This is a genomic window from Streptomyces sp. NBC_01622 (assembly GCF_045209635.1).
In the GTDB taxonomy this organism is placed as follows: Bacteria; Actinomycetota; Actinomycetes; order Streptomycetales; family Streptomycetaceae; genus Streptomyces.
In genome coordinates this window covers 854,473-875,555 of the sequence record NZ_CP109293.1, presented here as the reverse complement: position 1 = coordinate 875,555, position 21,083 = coordinate 854,473, and the positions used below count along the sequence as shown (strand labels likewise).

Below are 21,083 nucleotides of genomic sequence, written 5' to 3'. Positions count from 1 at the left end.
CTGGTCGCGCCCACCCGGCGGAGCCGCATCTAGATATAGCCCCGCGCCCCTGGAGGGACGCTGCGCGTCCCATTCAGTGGCACTCGCCGTGCTGACACCCTGCGACGCGCTATCCGCCAGCCGGCCCCCGTGCGCACCACCGTGTCCTCGTACGTCACCGAACCGCAGGAGCCGTCCGTCCGGACGCCCAGTCCCTTTGAGCGGGCCCGGACCCGTTCCTCCGTCGAGTCCTCGATCACCACGTTCGTGACGTGATGTGCGACGGGGTTCCCGGCTCCCAACGCCAAGGACGCGCCCACGAGTTCGGGAAGACCGATGAGCGTGCCCTGGGCGAAGTCCGTGACGTCGTACTCGACGTCCGGGGTGAACACCTCGGTCAGACGGTCCAGTTCGCCCTCGTCGACCAAGTGGCCGTGCAGCGCGATCAACTCCGTTATGGCCAGGCGGTCTTCGAGAGTCAGTGCCATGTCTGCCCTTTCCTCGGCTGGGCGCACACTCTCATGCCGGGCGTTGCGACTGCTCGGGGATTTCGATCTCGCCGTGGCGGCGTACCGGCTTCGCCATCAGTGCGCCCAGGAAGCCCGCGATCAGCCCCCAGAGCGCCGCCAGCCCCACCGCCGACCACAACTCGGGCTTCAGGAAGAGGTCTCCGGAGAGTCCGCCGCCCACGTCGCCGATGCCGAGGAGGGAGAGGCCGTAGTGGGCCGAGATCCGGCCGACGAGGCAGATCATCAGGACCGCGAGGGCGAAGGCGACCGCCAGGTGGACGGCGTGCTGCCAGGCGCGGGTGTGGGCCGGTGAGCGGGCGGCCATCAGCAACGCGGCGGACAGGAGCAGGACCGCGTTCACCACCAGGAGCCACCACACCCTGCCGTCGAAGGCGGCGATGGAGTTCAGGTTGAGGGTGGAGATGTCCGGGGTGCGCAGGACCTTGTCCAGCAGGTGGGGCATGGGCAGGCCGAAGGGGCCGTCGACCCGGCCGTTCCAGGTGGCGCCCAGGCCGATCGTGAGGGTGAGCCACACGAGGTTCGGCATGCCGAGCAGGATCAGGGCGAAGGTCTGGGTGACGTTCCCGCGTGTCACCGCCGTGAGCAGGGCGACGACGACGCCGAGCGCGACGTAGGCCAGCAGCAGGGCCACCACGGCGTACGCCGCCGGGCGTACCGATGCGTGGAAGCGCAGCAACGCGGCGGGGAGCGGTGCGCCCGGCGACACAAGGAGGGCCAGCACCAGTACCCCGGCCAGCCACAGCAGACCGAACAGCACCGTCTGCGGTACGTCCGCCTCGAAGCCGACCTCGGGTGAGGCGCCGATCAGGTCGCCGATGTCACCGAGAGTTCCGCTCCCCAGGGAGATCGAGAACTTCTGGCGTGCGCCGAGAGCCAGTCCGATCAGGCCGAGCAGCCACAGTAGGGCGATACGGGCGGCCCAGCCGGCCAGCTCCGCGGCCGAGGCGACCGCGCGGTGCCGCAGGGGCCGTAGGAACGCCGTGGCGGTTGCCAGGGCGCCGGCCAGGGCCACCGAGAGGGGGATGACCGTCAGGCCCGCCTTCGTGTCGGCCAGGGCGCCCGCGTTTCCGGAGAGCTTCACGGTGCCGCCGACGGCCGTCACCACGGTCGCCGTGACGACCCGGGGGAACGCGCCGTCCGGGAGGTCCGTCGCGCCCGCCGCCCACAGGCCCAGCGCGGCGACCACGCCCATGGTGAGTAGTCCGGCCAGTACGGTGCTCAGGGCCTGGACCCAGCCATGGCGGGTGACTGCCTGGTCGGAGGGGGTTCGGGGGGTCACGTCTGCCACGCTAAGCAGCGCCGGGGGAGCGCGCCCGCCGGGAGGGCCGTCCGCGTCGGCTTGCGGGCGGACGGGGACCGGAGCACACAATGGGTTCGTTGTGGATAAAGCGGCATCAATCGTGATGAATGCCGCTGAAAACCGCGTCGGGAAGAAGAACTCGTGAGCGTCGAACCTCCGTCTTCAGGCCGCCCCACCGGACCGCCCTCCGGCCCGCTGTCGGGACCACCCCAGCCGCCTTCGGGACCACCCCAGCCGCCTTCGGGCCCGCCCTCGCAGCCCTCGGGCGGCGGCACCGGGGCGCCGGAGCCGCACCGCCCCTGGTGGAAGTCGGCGCCACGCGTCGCGATCCTCACCGCGGTCGTGGTGGCCGCCGTGGTGCTGGGCCTCGTCTTCACCCGCTCCGACGGCGGCTCGACCACTAAGGCGGGCAAGGGCGAGGTCTTTCTTCAGGCCGCGGCCAAGACCGGTCCGGACCCGTTCACGGAGTCCACGGCGAGCGAGAGCTCCGCCCCTCCGGTCTCCGCCTCGCCCACCGCCTCGGAACCGGCGAACGCCGTGCGCGGTGTCGACGGCGGCGCCCCCGGTCTCTACGGCGGCACCCAGAACGTCGCCAGCTGCGATGTGGAGAAGCAGATCAAGGCCCTCCAGGCGAACCCGGCGAAGAACAAGGCGTTCGCGTCCGTCGTCGGCGTCCAACCCGCCGGAGTCCCCGCCTATCTGCGCTCCCTCACCTCCGTACAGCTGCGCATGGACACCCGCGTCACCAACCACGGCTACCGCGCCGGCGTCGCCACCAGCTACCAGGCCGTCCTCCAGGCCGGCACCGCCGTCCTCGTCGACAGCCACGGCGTGCCCCGCGTCCGCTGCGCCTGCGGCAACCCGCTCTCCCCGCCCGTCGCCCAGCAGACCACTCCGAAGCCGACCGGCGACACCTGGTCCTCGTACCGGCCGCAGAACGTCGTCGTGGTCACGCCCGCACCGCAGGTCATCAACATCTTCGTGATCTACGACCCGCACAACGGGCACTGGTTCGGCCGCCACCACGGCGACACGGGCCGGCACGACCACCGGACCCCGCGGCCACTGAACCCGGCCAGCCCCTCGGTGACCGTGTCCCCGCCGACCTCGCCGTCCTCCAAGTCGCCGTCGTCGAGTTCCCCGTCGTCGCCGTCCACTCCGTCCTCATCGTCCCCGAGTTCGGAATCGCCGTCCTCCGAGCCGCCGTCGACCGAGTCGTCGGCAGCCTCGTCGTCTTCGTCGGCCTCGTCCTCCGCGCCCGAATCGGTCGCCTCCAGTGCGACGACGACCTCCGCGTCGGTTTCGATGTCGAGCTTCAGCGCGCCGGTTTCCCCGGGGACGAGTTCACCGTCACTGTCATAGGGGGACTGCCCGGCGTGGGGCTGGGTACGAGCACTGGTGCGACAGCAACAGGCCGGCGCCCGCCTTCGAGAGAGACACGCATGATCGACCACCGGGACGGGGTAGTGATACCGACTCGTTTCGACGTGCCCGTGGAACCGCTGAGGCGGGCGGCGCACTACACCGGGGAACCGGGCTGCATCTCCGATGCCCGGCACTTCACCCACCAGTTCCTGGAGCAGCTCAGAACCGAGTGGTGCGCCACGATCGACGACCGGTCCGAGGGCGGACTGCTGCTGGTGGTGAGCGAGTTGGTCACCAACGCGGACCGGCACAGCAACGGCCCGTACATCCTGGAGCTGGAGGGTACGGACGCGGCGGTGACGGTGTCCGTCTGCGACAGCAGTGTCGCCCTGCCCCGGCTCTTCGCCCGCGACCCCGAGCGGATCGGCCGGCACGGCCTGGAGATCGTGCACGCCCTGGCCGCCCGTGTGACCGTCGAACGGGTACCGGTCGGCAAGCAGGTGCGTGCGGTGGTGCGCCTGAACGGCGAGGACTGCTAGGCCCCGGTCCGGGTGGCCGTGATCAGTTCGTGGAAGTACCGCTTGGTGACCCGGCCGCCGTGCCGTGTCTCCAGCAGGTTCCGGAGGCAGGCGAGGAGGCCCTGGCGTGAGGGCTCGTCCATGGCGAGATGGCCCGAGTACGTGAGTACGACGTCGAGGTACTCGTCGGTCGTGTACGTGATCTCCTGCGCACCGCGCCACACCGTGACGTCCTCGAAGTGCTCGGAGCGCTCGAACTCCCCGGTGTCCGTGGCCGATTCGTCCTCGGTGGGACTCCGCAGGCCGGGCGGGGTGGTCGGGTCCCAGCGTTCGTAGCAGCGCTGCATCCGGTCGAAGAACTCCTGGGTGCCGCCCGCCACATGGTGGGTGGTGACGACCGCGAGCTGCCCGCCGGGGCGCAGGGCGGACGCCGCCTTCGCCACGAAGTCCCGGGCATCGAACCAGTGGAACGCCGTCGCGATCGCCACCAGGTCGAAGGGCTCGTCCGGCAGTTCCCACCGCTCGAAGTCCGCCACCTGCACGTCCACCCGGGGGAACGCGCTCAGGTTGCGCCGGGCCACCGCGGCCAGGGACGGCCCCAGCTCCACGGCGGTCAGCCGGCAGCCGAACTCTGCCAGTGGGACGGTGAGTTGGCCGGTCCCGGGGGCGATCTCCAGCACCCGGCTGTCCGGGCCGAGGTCCGCCACGTGGGCCAGTTCCGCCATGAGAGGGCGCGGATACCGGGGGCGGGCCCGGTCGTACCGTTCGGCCGCACTGTCGAACGTGTCGCGCAGCACTTTTCCCGCACCCTTCGGATCGGCGATTCCACCCAGGGCAGAATGCTGATCCCTTGCCCTGGCGTCCAGCGCTTTTAGTCTGAGGGGGTGAGCAACCAAGCGCCGAACCAAGCCCGCGTGATCCCCCTGCGCCCGCACGAGCCGGCCCCCCATCTGCCGGAGCCCGCGGTTCCCGCTCCCAAGGAACCCCTGTGGCGGGACCTGGTCGGTGACGTCCTGCGACGTGAACGCCTCGCCCAGGAACGCACGTTGAAGGACGTGGCCGACGCCGCCCGGATCTCCATGCCGTATCTCTCGGAGGTGGAGCGGGGCCGCAAGGAGGCCTCCTCGGAGGTCCTCGCGGCCGCCGCCCACGCGCTCGGTCTCGACCTCGGCGACCTGCTGTCGCTGACCCGGAACGAGTTCACCCAGTACCGCAACAGGCGCCAGGGCAGGGTGAGTTCGCCGTACAACGGGCAGCTGTGCCTGGTCGCCGCCTGACGGTGTCGGTCAGACCGCGACGAGGCGTCGGCTGACCACCTCGTCGGCGAGGCCGTACGCCACGGCCTCCGGCGCGGTGAACACCTTGTCGCGGTCCATGTCGGCGCGCAGCGTCGCGATGTCGTGGTGCGTGTGCCGCGACAGCACCTCCTCCACCTGGGAGCGGATCCGGACCATCTCCTTGGCCTGGAGCGCGAGATCGGAGACCATGCCGCGCTGCCCGCCGCTCGCCGGCTGGCCGAGCAGTACGCGCGCGTGTTCCAGCACGAACCGGCGTCCGGGGTCGCCGCCCGCGAGCAGTACGGCCGCCGTGGACGCGGCCTGGCCGACGCAGAACGTCGAGATCGGGGCCTGCACGTACGTCATCGTGTCGTAGATCGCCATGAGCGAAGTGAACGAGCCGCCGGGGGAGTTGATGTAGATCGCGATCTCACTCTCCGGGGACGCCGACTCCAGATGGAGGAGTTGCGCGATGACGACATTGGCCACCCCGTCGTCGATCTCGGTGCCGAGGAAGATGATCCGCTCGGACAGCAGCCGGCTGAACACGTCGTAGGACCGCTCGCCCTGCGGGGTTCGCTCGACGACGTTCGGAATCGTGTACGTACCCATGTCAGAGCCCCATCCGTCGCTTGGAGGCGGCCGGGCGGACGTCGGCCAGGGAGGCGACGACCCGGTCCACCATGCCGTACTCCTTGGCCTGTTCGGCCGTGAACCAGCGGTCGCGGTCGCCGTCGCGGGAGACGGTCTCCTCGCTCTGGCCGGTGTGCTGGGCGGTGAGGCGTTCGATGGTCCGCTTCGTGTGCTCCAGGTTCTCCGCCTGGATCTCGATGTCGGCGGTGGTGCCGCCGATGCCCGCCGACGGCTGGTGCATCATGACCCGCGCGTGAGGGAGGGCGTAGCGCTTGCCGGGTGCGCCGACGGTCAGCAGGAACTGGCCCATGCTCGCCGCGAATCCCATGGCCAGCGTCGAGACGTCGTTCGGGATCAGCTGCATGGTGTCGTAGATCGCGAGGCCCGCCGTCACCGAGCCGCCGGGGCTGTTGACGTACAGGCTGATGTCCGTGCGCGGGTCCTCCGCGGAGAGGATCAGGAGCTGGGCGCAGACCCGGTTCGCGGAGACCTCGTCGACCTGGGTGCCGAGGAGGACGATCCGCTGGGCCAGGAGCTGCGCGGCCAGGTGGTCGTCGAAGCGGGAGGGCGGGGTGTCGCCCTCCTCGGCGCGCGGCATGAGGGCCGGCGCGAAGCCGGCCGTGAGTGAAGACATCGGCACTCCTTGTCGAGGCTCTGTGGTGTCTCCACTGTCGGCCGGTAGGCGCCCGAACTGCGGGTTTCTAGGCTCGTAGCAGATTCGCCGTGGGCAGAGCGGTCACTCCGAGCCCTTCTCGCGCAGCTGCCGGAAGAAGGCCCGTACGTCCTTCGCCAGCAGGTCCGGCTCCTCCATGGCGGCGAAGTGGCCGCCTCGGTCGAGCTTGGTCCAGCGGACGATGTTCTCGGTTCGCTCCGCCTTGTGGCGGAGCGGGAGCTGGATTTCGGCTGGGAAGAGGGCGAGCGCGGTGGGGGCGGTGGACGGGAGGGTGGGCGCGGTGGCCCGGGCACCGGTGGCGTGGGCCCGCTCGTAGTAGATCCGGGCGGCCGAACCTGCGGTCCCCGTCAGCCAGTACAGCATCACGTCGGTGAGCAGCCGGTCCCGGTCCACGGCCTCCTCGGGCAGCTCCTCCGAGTCGGTCCACTCCCTGAACTTCTCGACGATCCAGGCGAGTTGGCCGACCGGCGAGTCCGTGAGGGCGTACGCCAGGGTCTGTGGGCGGGTGGCGTGGAGGACGGCGTATCCGGTGCCCTCGGCCTGCCAGGCGGTCCAGCGGCGCCAGGACTCCAGGGCGTCCGCCCGCTCCTCGGGGCCGAGCGCGGCCAGCTCCTCGGCGGTGGGCTCGGTGTGTGCCTGCGCGCCCGGCAACAGGTTGAGGTGGACGCCGATGACCCGGTCGGGGTGGGCGCGGCCCAGCCCGCGGGAGATCGCCGCGCCCCAGTCGCCGCCCTGCGCGCCGAACCGCTCGTAGCCGAGGCGGTGCATCAACTCGGCCCAGGCGTCGGCGATCCGGCCCGTCTCCCAGCCGGTGTCGGCGGGCGGCCCGGACAGCCCGAAGCCCGGAATGCTGGGCACGACCACGTGGAAGGCGTCGGCCGGGTCGCCGCCGTGGGCCGCCGGATCGGTCAACAGGCCCACGATGTCGACGAATTCGACGATCGAGCCCGGCCAGCCGTGCGTGATGATCAGCGGGGTGGCGTCCGGTTCCGGGGAGCGGATGTGCGCGAAGTGGACGTTCGACCCGTCGATGGTGGTCGTGAACTGCGGCCACGCGTTGAGCTCGGCCTCGGCCGCCCGCCAGTCGTACTCGTGCCGCCAGTACCGCACCAGCTCCCGCAGATAGTCCGCCGGCACGCCGTACGCCCAGCCCGTGTCGGGCAGCTCGTCGGGCCAGCGGGTGCGGTCGAGGCGGGCGTGCAGATCGTCGAGGTCGGCCTGCGGGATGTCGATGCGGAACGGGTGGACGCTGTCAGTCTGCGAGGACGTCATGGAGTCCGAGACTAGTTCCGGGCGGCGGATCGGCCACCTGAATTGTCCGGCGCCCCGACCGATGAGTTTCGCGGAGGGCGCCAGTCGATACAGATGACCGTGTTCGACGCCCCCGGAGCCCATGGAGGAGCTCATGACCACCGACGGATTCACCACGTGTCTCTGGTTCGACGGCCAGGCCGAGGAAGCCGCCCACCTCTACGTGTCGATCTTCAAGAACTCCAGCATCGGCCGCGTCAGCCACTACGGCGAGGGCGCCCCGCAGCCGGCGGGCTCGGTGCTCACCGTCGAGTTCACGGCCTTCGGGCAGAAGTTCGTCGCGCTGAACGGCGGCCCCGAGTTCAAGTTCACCGAGGCGGTCTCCTTCCAGATCCCGTGCGAGAACCAGGAGGACATCGACTACTACTGGGCCAAGCTCATCGAGGGCGGCGGCGAGCCCGGCCCCTGCGGCTGGCTCAAGGACAAGTACGGCCTGTCCTGGCAGGTCGTCCCCACCCGGCTGATCGACATGATCACCGACCCGGACCCCTCGAAGGTCGCCCGTGCGACGGAGTCCTTCATGGCGATGAGCAAGTTCGACCTCGCCGCGCTGGAGAAGGCCTTCGCGGGGGAGTGACACCGCTATGCCGGTCGCGCCAGCGTCGCCACCTCGGCGGCGCTCAGCGTCCTGCCGTGGACCCGGAAGTCGTCGACCGCGCCCTTCAGGTACGGGTCGGCGTACTGCGACCGGCCTACGTATCCGGCCCGGACGTGGTTGCCGAAGCGGCGCGGCTCCACGGTGACGGCGGTGTTCCGGCCGGCTTCCGCGCCGTCCACGTACAGGACGGCGACCCGGTGAGGGTGAAGGCGGCCGAGGTGGCACCTGCGGCCGCGAGCAACTGACGTCTGCCCAGGGGTGGGGTCATCACCAATGTCCTTCGCATGTCGAGGAGTTGGGAGTCGGGGCGGCGGTGTCCCTCCACCGCTCCACTCCTGTTCGAAATCCCGGATGTCGTGCGACATGCTGTGCGCTGGACACGCTAGGCGCCCGCTGTGTGATGTCAACAGGGCGTGGAGGGACGGCAGTTGACGGTGGGGGCGGGAATGGAGATGGGGTCAGGTGTCGCTGTCCAGCAGCAGCGCGTGCAACTCGGCGGCCCGCCGGGCCAGTTGCTCCGCCTGATCGGCCCTGGCGCGGGTGCGCGGCCGGGGGAGCGTGATGTCGAGGACCGTACGGATCCGGCCGGGGCGGGGCGTCAGCACCACCACCCGATCGGCCAGCATGACCGCCTCGTCGACGGAGTGGGTGACGAGGACGACGGTGGACGGATGCTCGCGGTGCGTGCGCTGCAACTCGGCGCACAACTCGTCCCGGGTGAGCGCGTCGAGCGCGGAGAACGGCTCGTCCATCAGCAGCACCCGAGGGCGCTGCATCAGCGACCGGCACAGCGCCACCCGCTGCTGCATCCCGCCGGACAGCTCGTGCGGCAGGCGCCGCTGGAAGCCGTCGAGGCCCATCGCCTCGATCAGTCCCAGCGCCCGTTTCCGGGAGCCGTCGCGCCGGTCGCCCGAGATCTCCGCAGGCAGCAGCACATTGTCCAGCACCGACCGCCACGGCAGCAGCGCCGGCCGCTGGAAGAGGACGGCGCAGTCGCCGCGCGGCCCGGTGACGGCACGGCCGTCCATGAGGATCTCGCCCCGGGTCGGCGGCGCCAGCCCGGCGATCAGCCGCAGCAGCGTCGACTTCCCGCAGCCGGAACGCCCGACGACCGCCACGAACTCGCCGTCACCGGCCTCCAGATCGATGCCCTGAAGCGCTTCGACACGGCCGCGCCGATGCGTGAACTCCTTGGACACACCCCGTAGTTCGATCACGCGTCGACTCCCGTCGGCCGCCGTGCGCGGAATACCGAAAATCGCTCTGCTGGATTGTGACATGCACGCGTACGATTTGCCGGATCGCGACCCCGGCGATAAACCCCCACCGACTTCCGCCGTCCCCCCACCCATTCCCGCTCAGGGGAGGTCGCATGATCCGCTCACACCGTACGGCGACGGTTTTCTGCGCGGCGGCCACACTGCTGGCCGCCGCTGCCTGTGGCTCCAACTCACCTTCCAAGAGCACGAGTTCGGCCAAGGACCAGCTCACCTATGTCACCGCCTTCGGTGCTGCGGGACGGGATGCCTTCGCCTGGGTCGCCGAGCAGAAGGGCTATTTCCGGCAGGCCGGAATCGACGTAAAGATCGAACTCGGAAAGGCCGCCGGAGAGAACCTCAAGGCCCTCGCCTCAGGGAAAGCCCAGTTCACCAGCCTCGATCTGACGGGCGCGATGATTTCCGCCGGGGCCAAGAACTCCACGGCCTATCGAGACTTCCGCGCCGTGCTCGCCATCCACCAGCGCACCCTCGTCTCCATCATGGCGATGCAGGGCTCGGGCATCAGCACCCCGAAGGACCTCACGGGCAAAAAGATCGCCGCCGCCGCCAACTCCGTGAACCAGCTGCTGTTCCCCGGCTACGCCAAGCTGGCCGGCATCGACACGGCCGGAATCCACTGGATCGCCGTCCAGCCCGTCCAGTTGGGCCCGGCCCTCGCGAGCGGAAAGGCCGACGCGCTCAGCACGTTCCTGATCGGCCGCCCCACCATCGAGAAGGCCACCGTGCAGGCCAGGTCGAAGCATGTCGTCGTGTTTCCCTACAGCACCTATCTGCCCGACCTGTTCGGCAACGCGACGGTCACCACGGCCTCCCTCGCCGCCAAGCAGCCCGACCTGGTCAAGCGCTTCCGCGCCGCGCTGCTCAAGGGACTGAAATACACGATCCAACACCCCGACGAGGCAGGGAAGTTGCTGCACGCCAAGCACCCGGAGACGGACGCGACGGCGGCGACCCAGGAGATCAAGCTGATGACACCGGCCGTGACGGCCGAGGGCACCGCGAACATCGGTGTGATCACCGTGGCGCGGATGCAGGGCGCCCTCACGAGCCTGGAGAGGGCCGGTGTCATCCAGCCGGGGATGACACCGCAGGACGTCGTCGACTTCGCCGCCATGAAGTCGAGTTGACGGCCATGGAGACGCCGCTCTCGTACGTCTTCGACAACGACCATCCCGAAGCCGCCGACCGGCACGGCCAACTCCCCACGATCCTGGATGAGTTCACGATCGCGCGGCTGGCGTCCCTCGGCGACCTGACCGGCCTGCGCTGTCTGGAGACCGGCGCCGGGGGCGGCAGCATCGCCGACTGGCTCGCCCGCGCGACCGGACCCTCCGGCCGGGTGCTGGCCACCGACGTCAACATCCGCCATCTGCCCGCGAGTCCGCGGTACGACGTGCTGGTGCACGACCTGGAGAAGGATCCGGTGCCGGACGGCCCCTGGGACGTGATCCACGCCCGGCTGGTGCTGCTGCATCTGCCGGGACGGGAAGCCGTGCTCCGCAGGCTCGCGGCAGCCCTCGCTCCCGGCGGCGCGCTGGTGCTGGAGGACTTCGAGACGACCTTCCGCAAGCTGGTCCTCGCGGCCCCCACCGCGCAGGCCGCCCAACTGGTCGACCTCTACCACGAGTTGCTGGTCGAACGCGTCCTGCCCGCCCACGGCAACGACCCCACCTGGGCCGGACGGGTGCCCGCCGCCATGCTGGAGGCGGGCCTGACCGATGTGGACACCGTGATCCACTCCCGCTCCTGGCCGGGCGGCACCGCGGGCGCGCTGCTGATCGCCGCGAACATCGCGCAGGCACGCGAGGACTTCCTCGCGGCCGGCATGACGGAGGCCCAACTCGACGAACTGGACCGGCTGGTCGCCGACCCCCGGCTGCTGGTGCGCGGCCACTTCACCTACTCGACCATCGGCCGCAGGCCCTCGGCGTGAGACGCGTCCTGTCGGCGGGACCGCCGGTCCTCGCGGCCGCGTGCGCGCTCGCCGGGTGGTGGCTGGTGACCGTCGTCTTCGACATCCGGCCGTTCCTGCTGCCCGCGCCGCCCGACGTCGTCGACGCCTTCGGCCGGCTGCCCGGCTATCTGCTCCGCCAGACCTGGCAGACGTTCACCGAGACGGCCGTCGGCTTCGGCCTGGCCGTCGGCGCGGGACTCGCGACCGCCGTGCTGCTCACCGCGTCCCGGGGCGTGGAACGCGCGGTCATGCCACTGCTGGTCGCCGTCAACGCCGTACCCAAGATCGCGGTGGCGCCGCTCCTCGTGGTCTGGCTCGGCTTCGGCACGGCCCCGAAGGTGTTCATGGTGGCCCTGCTCGCCTGGTTCCCCGTGGTCGTGTCGACGATGGCAGGACTGACTTCCGTCCCCCTGGAACTGACCGAGCTGGCCCACTCGCTCACCGCGTCCCGCTGGCAGACCTACCGCAAGCTCCGCATCCCCTGGGCCCTGCCCCAGGTCTTCATCGGCCTGCGCCTCGGCGTCACCCTCGCCGTCGTCGGCGCGGTCGTCGGCGAGTTCGCGGGCGGTGACCAAGGCCTCGGCTACGTCATCGTGGCCTCCGGCGGCAACGCCGACACACCTCTCGCGTTCGCCGCGATGGCCCTGCTCAGCGCCATGAGTGTGCTGCTCTTCTACGCCGTCGTCCTCGCGGAGCGGGCACTTCTGCCCTGGGCCCGCGAGATCACCGGCTGAGCGACCACCGGGCCGTTCCGGCGGCCCCTGCGCGGCGCCTCCCGGTAACCAGTGCGTTTCGGACGTTAATTTCCGGGCCCAAAGGGTTGGCGGGAAACCATCCCCTCGTTATCGTTCACGCACTTTACTCAATCGTTCAGCGGAACGAATAGCTGAACGAATAGCGACAAGGACGGTCGGTACATGTCCGACATCCACCACCCGGGCCGCCGGTCGGTGCTCACCGCGGGCCTCGCCTCGGCGGCGGCACTCGGCGGGTCCTGGCTGCTGACCGGCTGTGCCGGGGCGGAGGCCGCCCCCGTCCTGCCGGCCGCAGCCGCGAAGGGCGCCCCCGACCGCGGCGGCACCCTGCGCATCGCCCGGCCGCCCGCCTCCGACGCCGAGACCCTCGACCCGGCCAGCTCACTGTCCGCGTACGAGTACCTGGGCGCCCTCTACAACCGGCTCGTCCGCATCGGCACGAACGGCGAGCTGGCCCCCGACCTCGCCGAGTCCTGGGAGCCCGACGCCAAGGCCCGCACCTGGACCTTCCGCCTGCGCAAGGGCGTCGCCTTCCACAACGGCCGCGCCTTCACCTCCGCCGACGCCGCCTACACGCTCCGCCACATCCTCGACAAGGCGACGGCGTCCCCGCAGGCCGCGGTCCTCGCCCCGCTCATCGACCCGGCGAAGCTGGGCACACCCGACGCCCACACTCTCGTCGTCCCTCTCAAGTCCCCGAACGCCGAGTTCCCGAGCCTGCTGACGCACTACAACTGCTACGTCATCCCGGACGGCAGCGCGAAGTCCGTCGGCCGCACCGGCATCGGCACCGGCCCCTTCAAGCTGGAGTCGTTCGCCCCGGCGGGCCCCGGCCGCGTCACCGCGTACGCGGACCACTGGGCGGGCCGCCCCGTCCTCGACGCGATCGCCTTCTACTCGGTCGCCGACATGTCGGCCCGCTCGAACGCCTTGCTGGCAGGGCAGGTCGACCTGCTCTCCCAGACCAACCTCGACTTCCCGACCGCCCGCGTGGTCGCCGCCTCCGACCGCGCCACCATCGCCCGCGTGAAGAACGCCCAGTGGTACGTCCTCCCGATGCTCACCACCGAGAAGCCCTTCACCGACGTCCGCGTCCGCCAGGCGATGAAGCTGGCCTACGACCCCGAGCACGTCGTGCAGGTCGCCCTCCAGGGCGCGGGCACGGCGGGCTGGGACAACCCGGTGCCGCCCAGCGACCCGGCCTACATCTCCGCGCACCCCAAGCACGACCCGGAGCAGGCGAAGTACCTGCTCAAGCAGGCGGGCCACGAAGGCCTGGCGATGGACCTCTACACCTCCTCCTACGACCCGCTGTTCACGCCGATGGCGCTCGCCTACCAGGACTCCGCGAAGCGGGCCGGCATCCGGATCAACGTCAAGACGGCCTCGGCGGACTCCTACTACACGCAGATCTGGATGAAGAAGCCGCTGATGGCCACCTACTGGTTCACGGGCCGGCCCGTCGACCAGCTCTTCACCCAGATCTTCCGCAGCGGCTCCTCATACAACGAGACCGCCTGGTCCGACAAGGGCTTCGACGCGGTCCTCGACCGGGCCCGCGCCGAGCTCGACGACACCAAACGGCGCGAACTGTACGGCGAGGCACAGACGTTGGTGATCGAGAAGGGCGGGGCGATGACCCCGATGTTCGCCGACCGGCTCGTCGGCATCTCCCGCAAGGTACGCGGATACGCCGAGCACGGCTTCGAGTTCGACTACCTGGGCATCGGCCTGAAGGGAGCCTGACCATGCTCTCCTTCATAACCCGCCGTATCGCGGCGGCAGTTGGCACTCTCTTCCTCTCCTCCGTCCTCGTCTTCCTCGCCGTCCAGGCACTGCCCGGCGACGTCGCGACGCAGATCCTCGGCAAGGACGCGACCCCGGACGCGGTGGCCGCCCTGCGCACCAAGCTCAAGCTCGACCAGCCCGCCTGGGAGCGGTACTTCGACTGGGTGCGCGGCGCCCTGCACGGCGACTTCGGCACCTCCCTCGTCTCCGGCAAGGCCGTAGGCAGCGAGGTGAGCACATACCTCGCCAACTCCGCCCTGATCGCCCTCGTCACGGTCCTCTTCGCGGTCACCGGCTCGATCGTCCTCGGCATCCTCGCGGGCCTCTACCGCGACCGCTGGCCCGACCACCTCATCTCCACCGTCAGCCTCGTCGGCATGAGCGTCCCCGAGTTCGTCGTCGCGACCGTCCTCGTCCTGTGCTTCTCGGTCGCACTCCCGTGGTTCCCGGCGGTCGTCCTCTACGGCCCCGACGCCACCATCGGCCAACTCCTGCCCGCCGTATGGCTTCCCGCCCTCGCCCTTGCGGTGGTGATGGCCGCCTACATCGTCCGCATGACCCGCACCTCGGTCATCGACGTGATGGCGACCGAGTACGTCACCACCGCCCGCCTCAAGGGCCTCTCCACCTGGCGGGTCGTCACCCGGCACGCCCTGCCGAGCGCCCTGCTGCCCACCCTGCACGTCATTGCGCTCAACGTGGCCTGGCTGGTCGGCGGGGTCGCGGTGGTCGAGAACGTCTTCAACTACCCGGGCATCGGCAAGCTGATGCTCTCCTCGGTGCAGAACCGCGACCTGCCCACCATCCAGGCCATCGCCCTCATCAGCGCGGTCGTCTACGTCGTCTGCAACCTCGCCGCAGACCTGGCCACCATGGCCCTCAACCCCAGGCTCCGCACCCGAGGGAGGACCCGATGACCACGCTCGACACCGTCCCGCCGACGACCGTACGAGGCGCCCGCACCGCCCGCGCCTGGCGCACCCTGACCAGCTCCCGCACGGCGCTCATCGGCCTCGCGATCGTCGCCGTACACGTCGTGATCGCCCTGCTGGCACCCCTCCTCACCTCCTACGACCCCATCGCCAACGACGCCAACCACGCCCTCCTCGGGTCGAGTTGGAGCCACTGGGCCGGCACCGACCAGTACGGCCGGGACGTCCTCACCCGCGTCCTCTACGGCGGCCGGTACGCGCTCGGCATCTCCGTCACCGCGACCCTGATCACCGTCGCCCTCGGCACGGTCATCGGATGCGCGGCGGCCCTGCGCGGCGGCTGGTTCGATGACGTACTGGGCCGGGTCCTGGACGCGATCCTGTCCATCCCCGCGGTCCTGGCCCTGCTCGTCGTCGTGACCGCCCTCGGCACCGGCCCGGCGGTCATCGTCCTCGCCGTCGCGATCGTCTACGTCCCGCAGGTCGTCCGCGTCGTCCGCGGCGCCGCCCTCGCGATCGTCCCCACCGACTACGTGACCGCGGCCCGCGCCCGCGGCGAGAGCACCTGGTCGATCCTGCGCCGGGAGATCCTGCCGAACATCACCGACGTGGTGTGCGTGGAGTTCGCGATGCGGGCCTCCTGGGTCGTCCTGCTGATCTCCTCGCTGTCCTTCCTCGGCTTCGGCGCCGACCCGCCCACTCCCGACTGGGGACTCATGGTCGCCGAGAACCGCACCGCCATCACCGTCGTCCCGATGGCGAGCATCGCGCCCATCATCGCCCTGGCCACGCTCGTGGTCGGGCTCAACCTCGCGGCCGACGGCCTGTCCAAGGCGTGGGGCGTCGACCGGATCAGGGAGGGCTCCTGATGGCCCCGATCATTTCCGTCAACTCCCTGTCCGTGGCCTACCGTTCGGGCGGCCGGGACGTGCCCGTCGTGCACGAGGTGTCCCTGGACGTCGCCGAGGGCCAGACGCACGCGCTCGTCGGGGAATCCGGCAGCGGCAAGTCGACCGTCGCCGCGACCCTGCTCGGGCATCTGCGCCACGGTTCCCGGATCACCGGAGGCTCGGTCCAGGTAGCCGGAGCCGACGTCTTCGCCCTGCCCGCAAGGGAGTTGCGGCGGCTGCGCGGCGGCACGGTCGCGATGGTCGGCCAGAACGCCGGCCACGCCCTCACCCCCTCCATGCGCATCGGACGCCAGATCGCGGAGGCCGGCGGCGAGGTCCCCGTCGTGGAACTCCTCGAACAGGTCCGGCTGCCGCACCCCGCCGACCTGGCCCGGCGCTATCCGCACGAACTCTCCGGCGGCCAGCAGCAGCGCGTCGCCATCGCCATGGCCATCGCGGCCCGCCCCAAGGTCCTGGTCCTCGACGAACCGACGACCGGCCTGGACGTCGTCACCCAGCGCAGCGTCCTCGACCTGATCGCCGCCCTGAGCGACGAACTCGGCCTGGCCGCCGTGCTGGTGAGCCACGACCTCGGAGTCGTCGCCCACATGGCCGACGAGGTGACCGTCCTGCGGTCGGGCCGGGTGGTCGAATCGGCACCCACGCGACAGCTCTTCGCCCAGCCCCAAGACCCGTACACCCGCCGTCTGTTGGCGAGCGTGCCGCGTCTCGACGACGCAGGGCTCGCCGTCGTCGGCGAGACGGGGGAGCGGGAGGTCAGGCCGAAGGCCGAGGTGCCCGCCGACGCTCCCGTGGCCGTCTCCGCGCAGGACATCACCATCGACTACGGCAGCACGCGTGCCGTGCACGGCGTCTCCTTCGACGTCCGGCGCGGCGAAGTCCTCGCCCTCGTCGGCGAGTCGGGCAGCGGCAAGTCCACCCTCGCGTGGACCCTGGCCGGACTGCGCACCCCGTCCGGCGGCACGATGCGCCACGCGGACGGCGACCTCGCCCGCCCCGCTCAGCAGCGACCCCTGTCCCTGCGGCGGCGCGTGCAACTCGTCTTCCAGAACGCGGACACCTCGCTCAACCCCCGCCGCTCCGTCGGCGACGCGGTCCGCCATCCGCTGCGCTTCTTCGGCACGGCGACCGACCGCTCGGAGGTGGCCGAGCGCGCCCGCCGACTCATCGCCGACGTACGCCTCGATCCGGCCCTCGCCGACCGCCTCCCCGCACAGCTCTCCGGCGGTCAGCGTCAACGCATCGGTATCGCAAGGGCGTTGGCGGGCGAGCCCGACGTCCTCATCGCCGACGAGATCACCACCGCCCTGGACGTCTCCGTCCAGGCCGACGTGCTCCGCCTCCTCGACGACCTCCGGCGCGAACGCGATCTGGCGTGCCTGTTCATCAGCCATGACCTGGCCGTCGTACGAGGCATCGCGGACCGGGTCGTCGTACTGCGTCACGGAGTCGTCGTGGAGGAGGGTCCGACGGAGGCCGTCTTCGCCGACCCCAGACACCCCTACACGCGCCAGCTCATGGCCGCCGCCCTCGAACCCGACCCCGACGCGCTGCCCTATGTCGACGACACGGCTGACTGGGCCGACGCGGCGGACGGGGACGACATCTGGACCGACAACGGCGACGACGGCCACCGTGTCCGACGTTGGCGCCCCCTCAACGCCCCCGTGGCGGAAGGAATTCTGTGAAGTACCGCGAACAGTTCGACCGCCAGGTCGTCCGTGAGGACGTCTGGATCCCCACCCGGGACGGAAGGACCCGGTTGCACGCCCGTATCTGGCGGCCGGTCGACGCCGAGTCGGACCCCGTACCCGCACTGCTCGAATACCTCCCGTACCGCAAGAGCGACTGGACGGCACCCCGCGACGCCCAGCGCCACCCCTGGTACGCCGGACACGGCTACGCCTCCGTCCGCGTCGACGTCCGCGGCCACGGCGACAGCGAGGGTCTGCCCGGCGACGAGTACGACGCGCAGGAACTCGCCGACGGCGTCGACGTCGTCAACTGGCTTGCCGCGCAGGCCTGGTGCACCGGCAAGGTCGGCATGTTCGGCATCTCCTGGGGCGGCTTCAACTCGCTCCAGATCGCCGCGCTCGCGCCCGAACCCCTCAAGGCGATCGTCACGGTCTGCTCGACCGACGACCGCTACGACAACGACGTCCACTACACGGGCGGCGCGGTCCTCGGGATCGACATGCTCGCCTGGGCCGGCACGATGCTCGCCTTCGCCGCCCGGCCGCCGGACCCGGCGAGCGTCGGCGCGGACCGCTGGCTGCCGATGTGGCGCGAGCGCCTCGACGCCCTCGAACCCTTCCTGCACACCTGGCTCGACCACCAACAGCGCGACGACTACTGGAAGCACGGCAGTGTCTGCGAGGACTACACCGCGATCGACGCGGCCGTCCTCGCGGTCGGCGGCTGGAACGACCCGTACCGGGACACCGTGCTGCGGCTCGTCGAACACCTGCCCGGCGACCGCGTCCGGGGGATCGTCGGCCCCTGGTCGCACCAGTACCCCGACCGAGGTCTGCCGCCCGGCCCGGCAATCGGCTTCCTCCAGGAGACCCTGCGCTGGTGGGACCAGCACCTCAAAGGCATCGACACGGGAGTGATGGGGGAGCCCCTGCTCCGGGCGTGGATCACCGACCCGGTCCCGTCGGCGACGTCGTACGACGTACTGTCCGGCCGTTGGGTGGGTGACGCCAAGTGGCCGAGCCCGAAGGTCAGTTGGGACTCAAGGCCGCTCGGTGCAGGCGCTGAGCCCGTCCTCGTGCGGTCCCCGCAGCACACCGGCCTCGACGCCGGGCGCTTCTTCCCCTTCGGGAACGCGAGCGACCTGCCGCCGGACCAGCGTGAGGAGGACGGCCGTTCGGTCTGCTTCGACTCCGCGCCGCTCGCCGAACGTGTCGAGATCCTCGGCCGACCGCGCGTCCGGCTCCGCCTCGACAGTGCCACCCCGCGCGCCCATGTCATCGCCCGCGTTTGCGATGTCGCCCCGGACGGCTCGTCCACGCTCGTCACCCGTGGCGTGCTCAATCTGCTGAGCAGGCAGGGCCGGGACCGGGCCGTCGAGTGGACACCGGGGACGTACGAGGACGTCGAGTTCGAGCTGACCGGCGTCGGCTACGCGATTCCGGCCGGCCACCGGATCCGGCTCGCCGTCTCCGACACCTACTGGCCGTGGGTGTGGCCGCACGGCGAGCGCGGCGAGCTGCGGGTCGTGCCGGCCGAGAGCGTCGTACAACTGCCCGTGCGCGAAAGGGGATCGGAGCCGGCGATCCGCTTCGAGGAGCCCGAGCAGGCGGTCCCGCTCGACGTGACCTACGACCGGCCCGCCGAGCCGACCCCCGAACGGCTGGTCACGCACGATGTCGCCAAGGGGGAGTGGACGCTGGAGGTCGACCCCAACTACGGGGGCTCACGGACGTATCCGGACGGGCTGCGCTACGAGGAGAACGCGCAGGAGACGTACCGCATCCGGAGTCACGACCCGCTGTCCGCGCACGCAGTGTCGGAGTGGCGGATCCGGTTGCGGCGCGGGGACGGCTACGACGCTGAGATCATGGCGCGGACGGAGCTGCGCGCCACGGCCGCGGACTTCGTCATGGACAGTCGCGTCGAAGCACGGGCGAACGGAGAGACAGTGGCCAAGCGAGCATGGCACCGCACCACCCCGAGGACGTCGGGATGACGGGCGCCAAGCCCTCGCAGGCCGCCAAGGCACCGCGTCGTGCCGTCGCCGCCGCCGACCGCACCCGGCAGCCCACCGAGGTGCGCCGGCGGCTCATCGTCGAGGCGGCCGTCCCGCTGATAGCGGAACGCGGCTACGCCTCGGTCGGCGTGCGGGACGTGGCGGCTGCCGCCGGAGTCTCCGTCGGTACCGTCACCTACCACTTCGGCAGTGTGCAGGAGATCCTCTCCGAGGCGATGGTCCTCCACATCGAGCGCTACTACGCCGAGTTGCACGAGGCCGCCGAGCAGGCGACCAGCGGGGCGGAGGCGCTGCGGCTGCTGGTCGACGCGCTGTTCACCGAGGACACCGACCGGCACTGGCGGATGTGGTTCGACTACTGGAACGCCGGCGAGCAGGGCACGGACGAGGCCTTCAGCAGTGGTCAGGCCCGGCGGTACGAGAGCTGGCACCAGCAGATCCGCGCCCTGGCCCAACGGGGCGTCGCCGACGGCGAGTTCCACTCCGACGACCTCGACGGCTTCACCGTCCGCTTCGCCGCCCTCGCCGACGGCCTCGCCCTGCAACGGCTGCGCCAGGCACCGCCGTTGAGCACCGATGACGCCCGGAGACACCTCAACCGGCTGATCGAGACGGAGCTCGGGCGCCGATCGCGCGGGTGATCTCCCGGGCCATGCGCAGGATCCCGGGGGAGCGGACCGGACACGGCCTCGGCGTCGAGGTCGTCGGCGCCAGGCAGAAGTGCAGATAGTCGTCGTCCCGATGCAGTGTCGTACGGCCGTTGCCCGGCTGGGTGCAGTAGTCGGGGTGGGCGCGCTCGTAGGCGGTGCACGGGAGGTACTGGGCCCAGGTGTAGCGGGCGCCGGCGGGGCTCACGGCCTTGCCGGCGTCGGCGACGGTGTCGCGCGTGGACCTGGTCTGTGCCTTGTAGAGCGCGTTGACGGCCTGGACGCGTTCGGGGGTGATCGGGTCGGGTCCCTGCAACACCCAAACGATCGTGGGCCGTTGGGCGCCCCCGGCTGCGGCGATCTGTGCGGTGAGCTTCCTTACGTCGGCCCTGTACCGGGCGAAGTACGTCTCCCGGTCGGCGGCGTAGGTGATTCCGTCCATGCAGGGTGTGTAGGCCCACGCGTTGCCCCAGAACTGCAACACCACGTAGTCCGGGTGCAGCGAACGCACCAGTGTGGCGGCCTTGTCCGCGTCCGGGACCAGCGAACCCGCTTTCGCGCCCTCGAGGTAGTCGCACGGCGTGGTTCCCGAGTAGGGGGCGCTTGTGTACGTCGCGTCCAACGTGTTCCGCAGTTCCCGCCCGAGCACGTTCTGGCTCTCCACCGCGAGGGAGTCCCCGAGATACAGCACGGCGGGCGCCGAATTCACCGGGGCGACGGGGACTTGTCGATGTGTGGAGGACGGCACCGAAGGGGTCGGCGGGGTGACCTCGGGCCCGGACGCCGGGTCCGTGCACGCGCCGAGCAGCACTCCGGCCAGCAGCACACCCACGATCCACGGCTTCCGCATACGGCGACTCCCGCCCCGGGCACCGGAAAACGGCTCCCCAGGCAAGCACAGGCAGGGCGAAGGGGGAAGA

22 protein-coding genes are annotated in these 21,083 nt (G+C 70.7%); 13 read left to right on the top strand and 9 right to left on the bottom strand.

The features are described 5' to 3' along the window. Window positions 1-29: 29 nt before the first annotated feature. On the bottom strand, window positions 30-467 hold the full coding sequence (locus OH768_RS03995) for a nuclear transport factor 2 family protein (RefSeq protein ID WP_406450061.1): 438 nt from the start codon (window positions 465-467) through the stop codon (window positions 30-32). Window positions 468-498: 31 nt separating this feature from the next. After that, window positions 499-1,788 carry a streptophobe family protein gene (locus tag OH768_RS03990; RefSeq protein ID WP_406450059.1) on the bottom strand — a complete coding sequence of 430 codons (1,290 nt, stop codon included), beginning with the start codon at window positions 1,786-1,788 and terminating at the stop codon, window positions 499-501. Between the two features lie 162 nt (window positions 1,789-1,950). On the opposite strand from OH768_RS03990, the gene OH768_RS03985 reads away from it, so the two are divergent. Further along, on the top strand, window positions 1,951-3,171 hold the full coding sequence (locus OH768_RS03985) for a DUF6777 domain-containing protein (protein ID WP_406450057.1): 1,221 nt from the start codon (window positions 1,951-1,953) through the stop codon (window positions 3,169-3,171). A gap of 80 nt (window positions 3,172-3,251) precedes the next feature. Then, complete coding sequence (locus OH768_RS03980; protein WP_406450055.1) at window positions 3,252-3,713, top strand: ATP-binding protein; 462 nt, start codon at window positions 3,252-3,254, stop codon at window positions 3,711-3,713. Here OH768_RS03980 and OH768_RS03975 read toward each other — a convergent pair. Then, window positions 3,710-4,489 (bottom strand): class I SAM-dependent methyltransferase, encoded by a 780-nt coding sequence (locus tag OH768_RS03975; RefSeq protein ID WP_406450053.1) that lies wholly within the window; start codon window positions 4,487-4,489, stop codon window positions 3,710-3,712. The two genes, OH768_RS03980 and OH768_RS03975, sit on opposite strands and share 4 nt — an antisense overlap. 87 nt (window positions 4,490-4,576) lie before the next feature. On the opposite strand from OH768_RS03975, the gene OH768_RS03970 reads away from it, so the two are divergent. Then, window positions 4,577-4,969, top strand: a complete 393-nt coding sequence (locus tag OH768_RS03970) for a helix-turn-helix domain-containing protein (protein WP_406450051.1) — start codon at window positions 4,577-4,579, stop codon at window positions 4,967-4,969. A 9-nt stretch (window positions 4,970-4,978) separates the two neighbouring features. Here OH768_RS03970 and OH768_RS03965 read toward each other — a convergent pair whose 3' ends face one another. From OH768_RS03965 to OH768_RS03955, 3 genes are all read right to left on the bottom strand, one after another. Further along, window positions 4,979-5,581 (bottom strand): ClpP family protease, encoded by a 603-nt coding sequence (locus tag OH768_RS03965; RefSeq protein WP_262060425.1) that lies wholly within the window; start codon window positions 5,579-5,581, stop codon window positions 4,979-4,981. A 1-nt stretch (window position 5,582) separates the two neighbouring features. After that, the gene (locus OH768_RS03960) at window positions 5,583-6,236 is read right to left on the bottom strand and encodes an ATP-dependent Clp protease proteolytic subunit (protein ID WP_406450049.1); all 654 of its coding nucleotides are present in this window, start codon (window positions 6,234-6,236) and stop codon (window positions 5,583-5,585) included. 102 nt (window positions 6,237-6,338) lie between these two features. Next, complete coding sequence (locus OH768_RS03955; protein ID WP_406450047.1) at window positions 6,339-7,547, bottom strand: epoxide hydrolase family protein; 1,209 nt, start codon at window positions 7,545-7,547, stop codon at window positions 6,339-6,341. 133 nt (window positions 7,548-7,680) lie between these two features. Here OH768_RS03955 and OH768_RS03950 point away from each other — a divergent pair, with 133 nt between their 5' ends. Beyond that, window positions 7,681-8,163, top strand: a complete 483-nt coding sequence (locus tag OH768_RS03950; protein WP_406450045.1) for a VOC family protein — start codon at window positions 7,681-7,683, stop codon at window positions 8,161-8,163. Window positions 8,164-8,168: 5 nt separating this feature from the next. Here the strand turns inward: OH768_RS03950 and OH768_RS03945 are convergent, their stop codons facing one another. Together OH768_RS03945 and OH768_RS03940 are read right to left on the bottom strand one after the other, a co-directional pair. Then, entirely contained in the window at window positions 8,169-8,549 is a 381-nt protein-coding gene (locus OH768_RS03945) for a LamG-like jellyroll fold domain-containing protein (RefSeq protein WP_406450043.1), read from the bottom strand. A 93-nt stretch (window positions 8,550-8,642) separates the two neighbouring features. Beyond that, window positions 8,643-9,401, bottom strand: a complete 759-nt coding sequence (locus tag OH768_RS03940; protein ID WP_406450041.1) for an ABC transporter ATP-binding protein — start codon at window positions 9,399-9,401, stop codon at window positions 8,643-8,645. A 155-nt stretch (window positions 9,402-9,556) separates the two neighbouring features. Here OH768_RS03940 and OH768_RS03935 point away from each other — a divergent pair, with 155 nt between their 5' ends. The 9 genes from OH768_RS03935 (at window position 9,557) to OH768_RS03895 (ending at window position 20,157) form a co-directional block, all read left to right on the top strand. Next, a complete protein-coding gene (locus tag OH768_RS03935; protein WP_406450039.1) occupies window positions 9,557-10,591 on the top strand; it encodes an ABC transporter substrate-binding protein in 1,035 nt (344 codons plus the stop codon). A 5-nt stretch (window positions 10,592-10,596) separates the two neighbouring features. Next, a complete protein-coding gene (locus OH768_RS03930; protein WP_406450037.1) occupies window positions 10,597-11,397 on the top strand; it encodes a class I SAM-dependent methyltransferase in 801 nt (266 codons plus the stop codon). Further along, a complete protein-coding gene (locus OH768_RS03925; protein ID WP_406450035.1) occupies window positions 11,394-12,152 on the top strand; it encodes an ABC transporter permease in 759 nt (252 codons plus the stop codon). Before OH768_RS03930 ends, OH768_RS03925 begins: the two co-directional genes overlap by 4 nt. A 183-nt stretch (window positions 12,153-12,335) precedes the next feature. Further along, entirely contained in the window at window positions 12,336-13,919 is a 1,584-nt protein-coding gene (locus OH768_RS03920; RefSeq protein WP_406450033.1) for an ABC transporter substrate-binding protein, read from the top strand. A gap of 2 nt (window positions 13,920-13,921) precedes the next feature. Next, on the top strand, window positions 13,922-14,878 hold the full coding sequence (locus tag OH768_RS03915) for an ABC transporter permease (RefSeq protein ID WP_406450031.1): 957 nt from the start codon (window positions 13,922-13,924) through the stop codon (window positions 14,876-14,878). After that, a complete protein-coding gene (locus OH768_RS03910; protein WP_406450030.1) occupies window positions 14,875-15,762 on the top strand; it encodes an ABC transporter permease in 888 nt (295 codons plus the stop codon). The genes OH768_RS03915 and OH768_RS03910 overlap by 4 nt, the downstream gene beginning before the upstream one ends. After that, a complete protein-coding gene (locus OH768_RS03905; protein ID WP_406450028.1) occupies window positions 15,762-17,492 on the top strand; it encodes a dipeptide ABC transporter ATP-binding protein in 1,731 nt (576 codons plus the stop codon). Before OH768_RS03910 ends, OH768_RS03905 begins: the two co-directional genes overlap by 1 nt. Further along, window positions 17,489-19,495 (top strand): CocE/NonD family hydrolase, encoded by a 2,007-nt coding sequence (locus tag OH768_RS03900; protein ID WP_406450026.1) that lies wholly within the window; start codon window positions 17,489-17,491, stop codon window positions 19,493-19,495. Before OH768_RS03905 ends, OH768_RS03900 begins: the two co-directional genes overlap by 4 nt. Further along, window positions 19,492-20,157, top strand: a complete 666-nt coding sequence (locus OH768_RS03895; RefSeq protein ID WP_406450024.1) for a TetR/AcrR family transcriptional regulator — start codon at window positions 19,492-19,494, stop codon at window positions 20,155-20,157. Before OH768_RS03900 ends, OH768_RS03895 begins: the two co-directional genes overlap by 4 nt. Here OH768_RS03895 and OH768_RS03890 read toward each other — a convergent pair. Further along, complete coding sequence (locus OH768_RS03890) at window positions 20,111-21,013, bottom strand: SGNH/GDSL hydrolase family protein (RefSeq protein WP_406450022.1); 903 nt, start codon at window positions 21,011-21,013, stop codon at window positions 20,111-20,113. The two genes, OH768_RS03895 and OH768_RS03890, sit on opposite strands and share 47 nt — an antisense overlap. Window positions 21,014-21,083 lie beyond the last annotated feature (70 nt).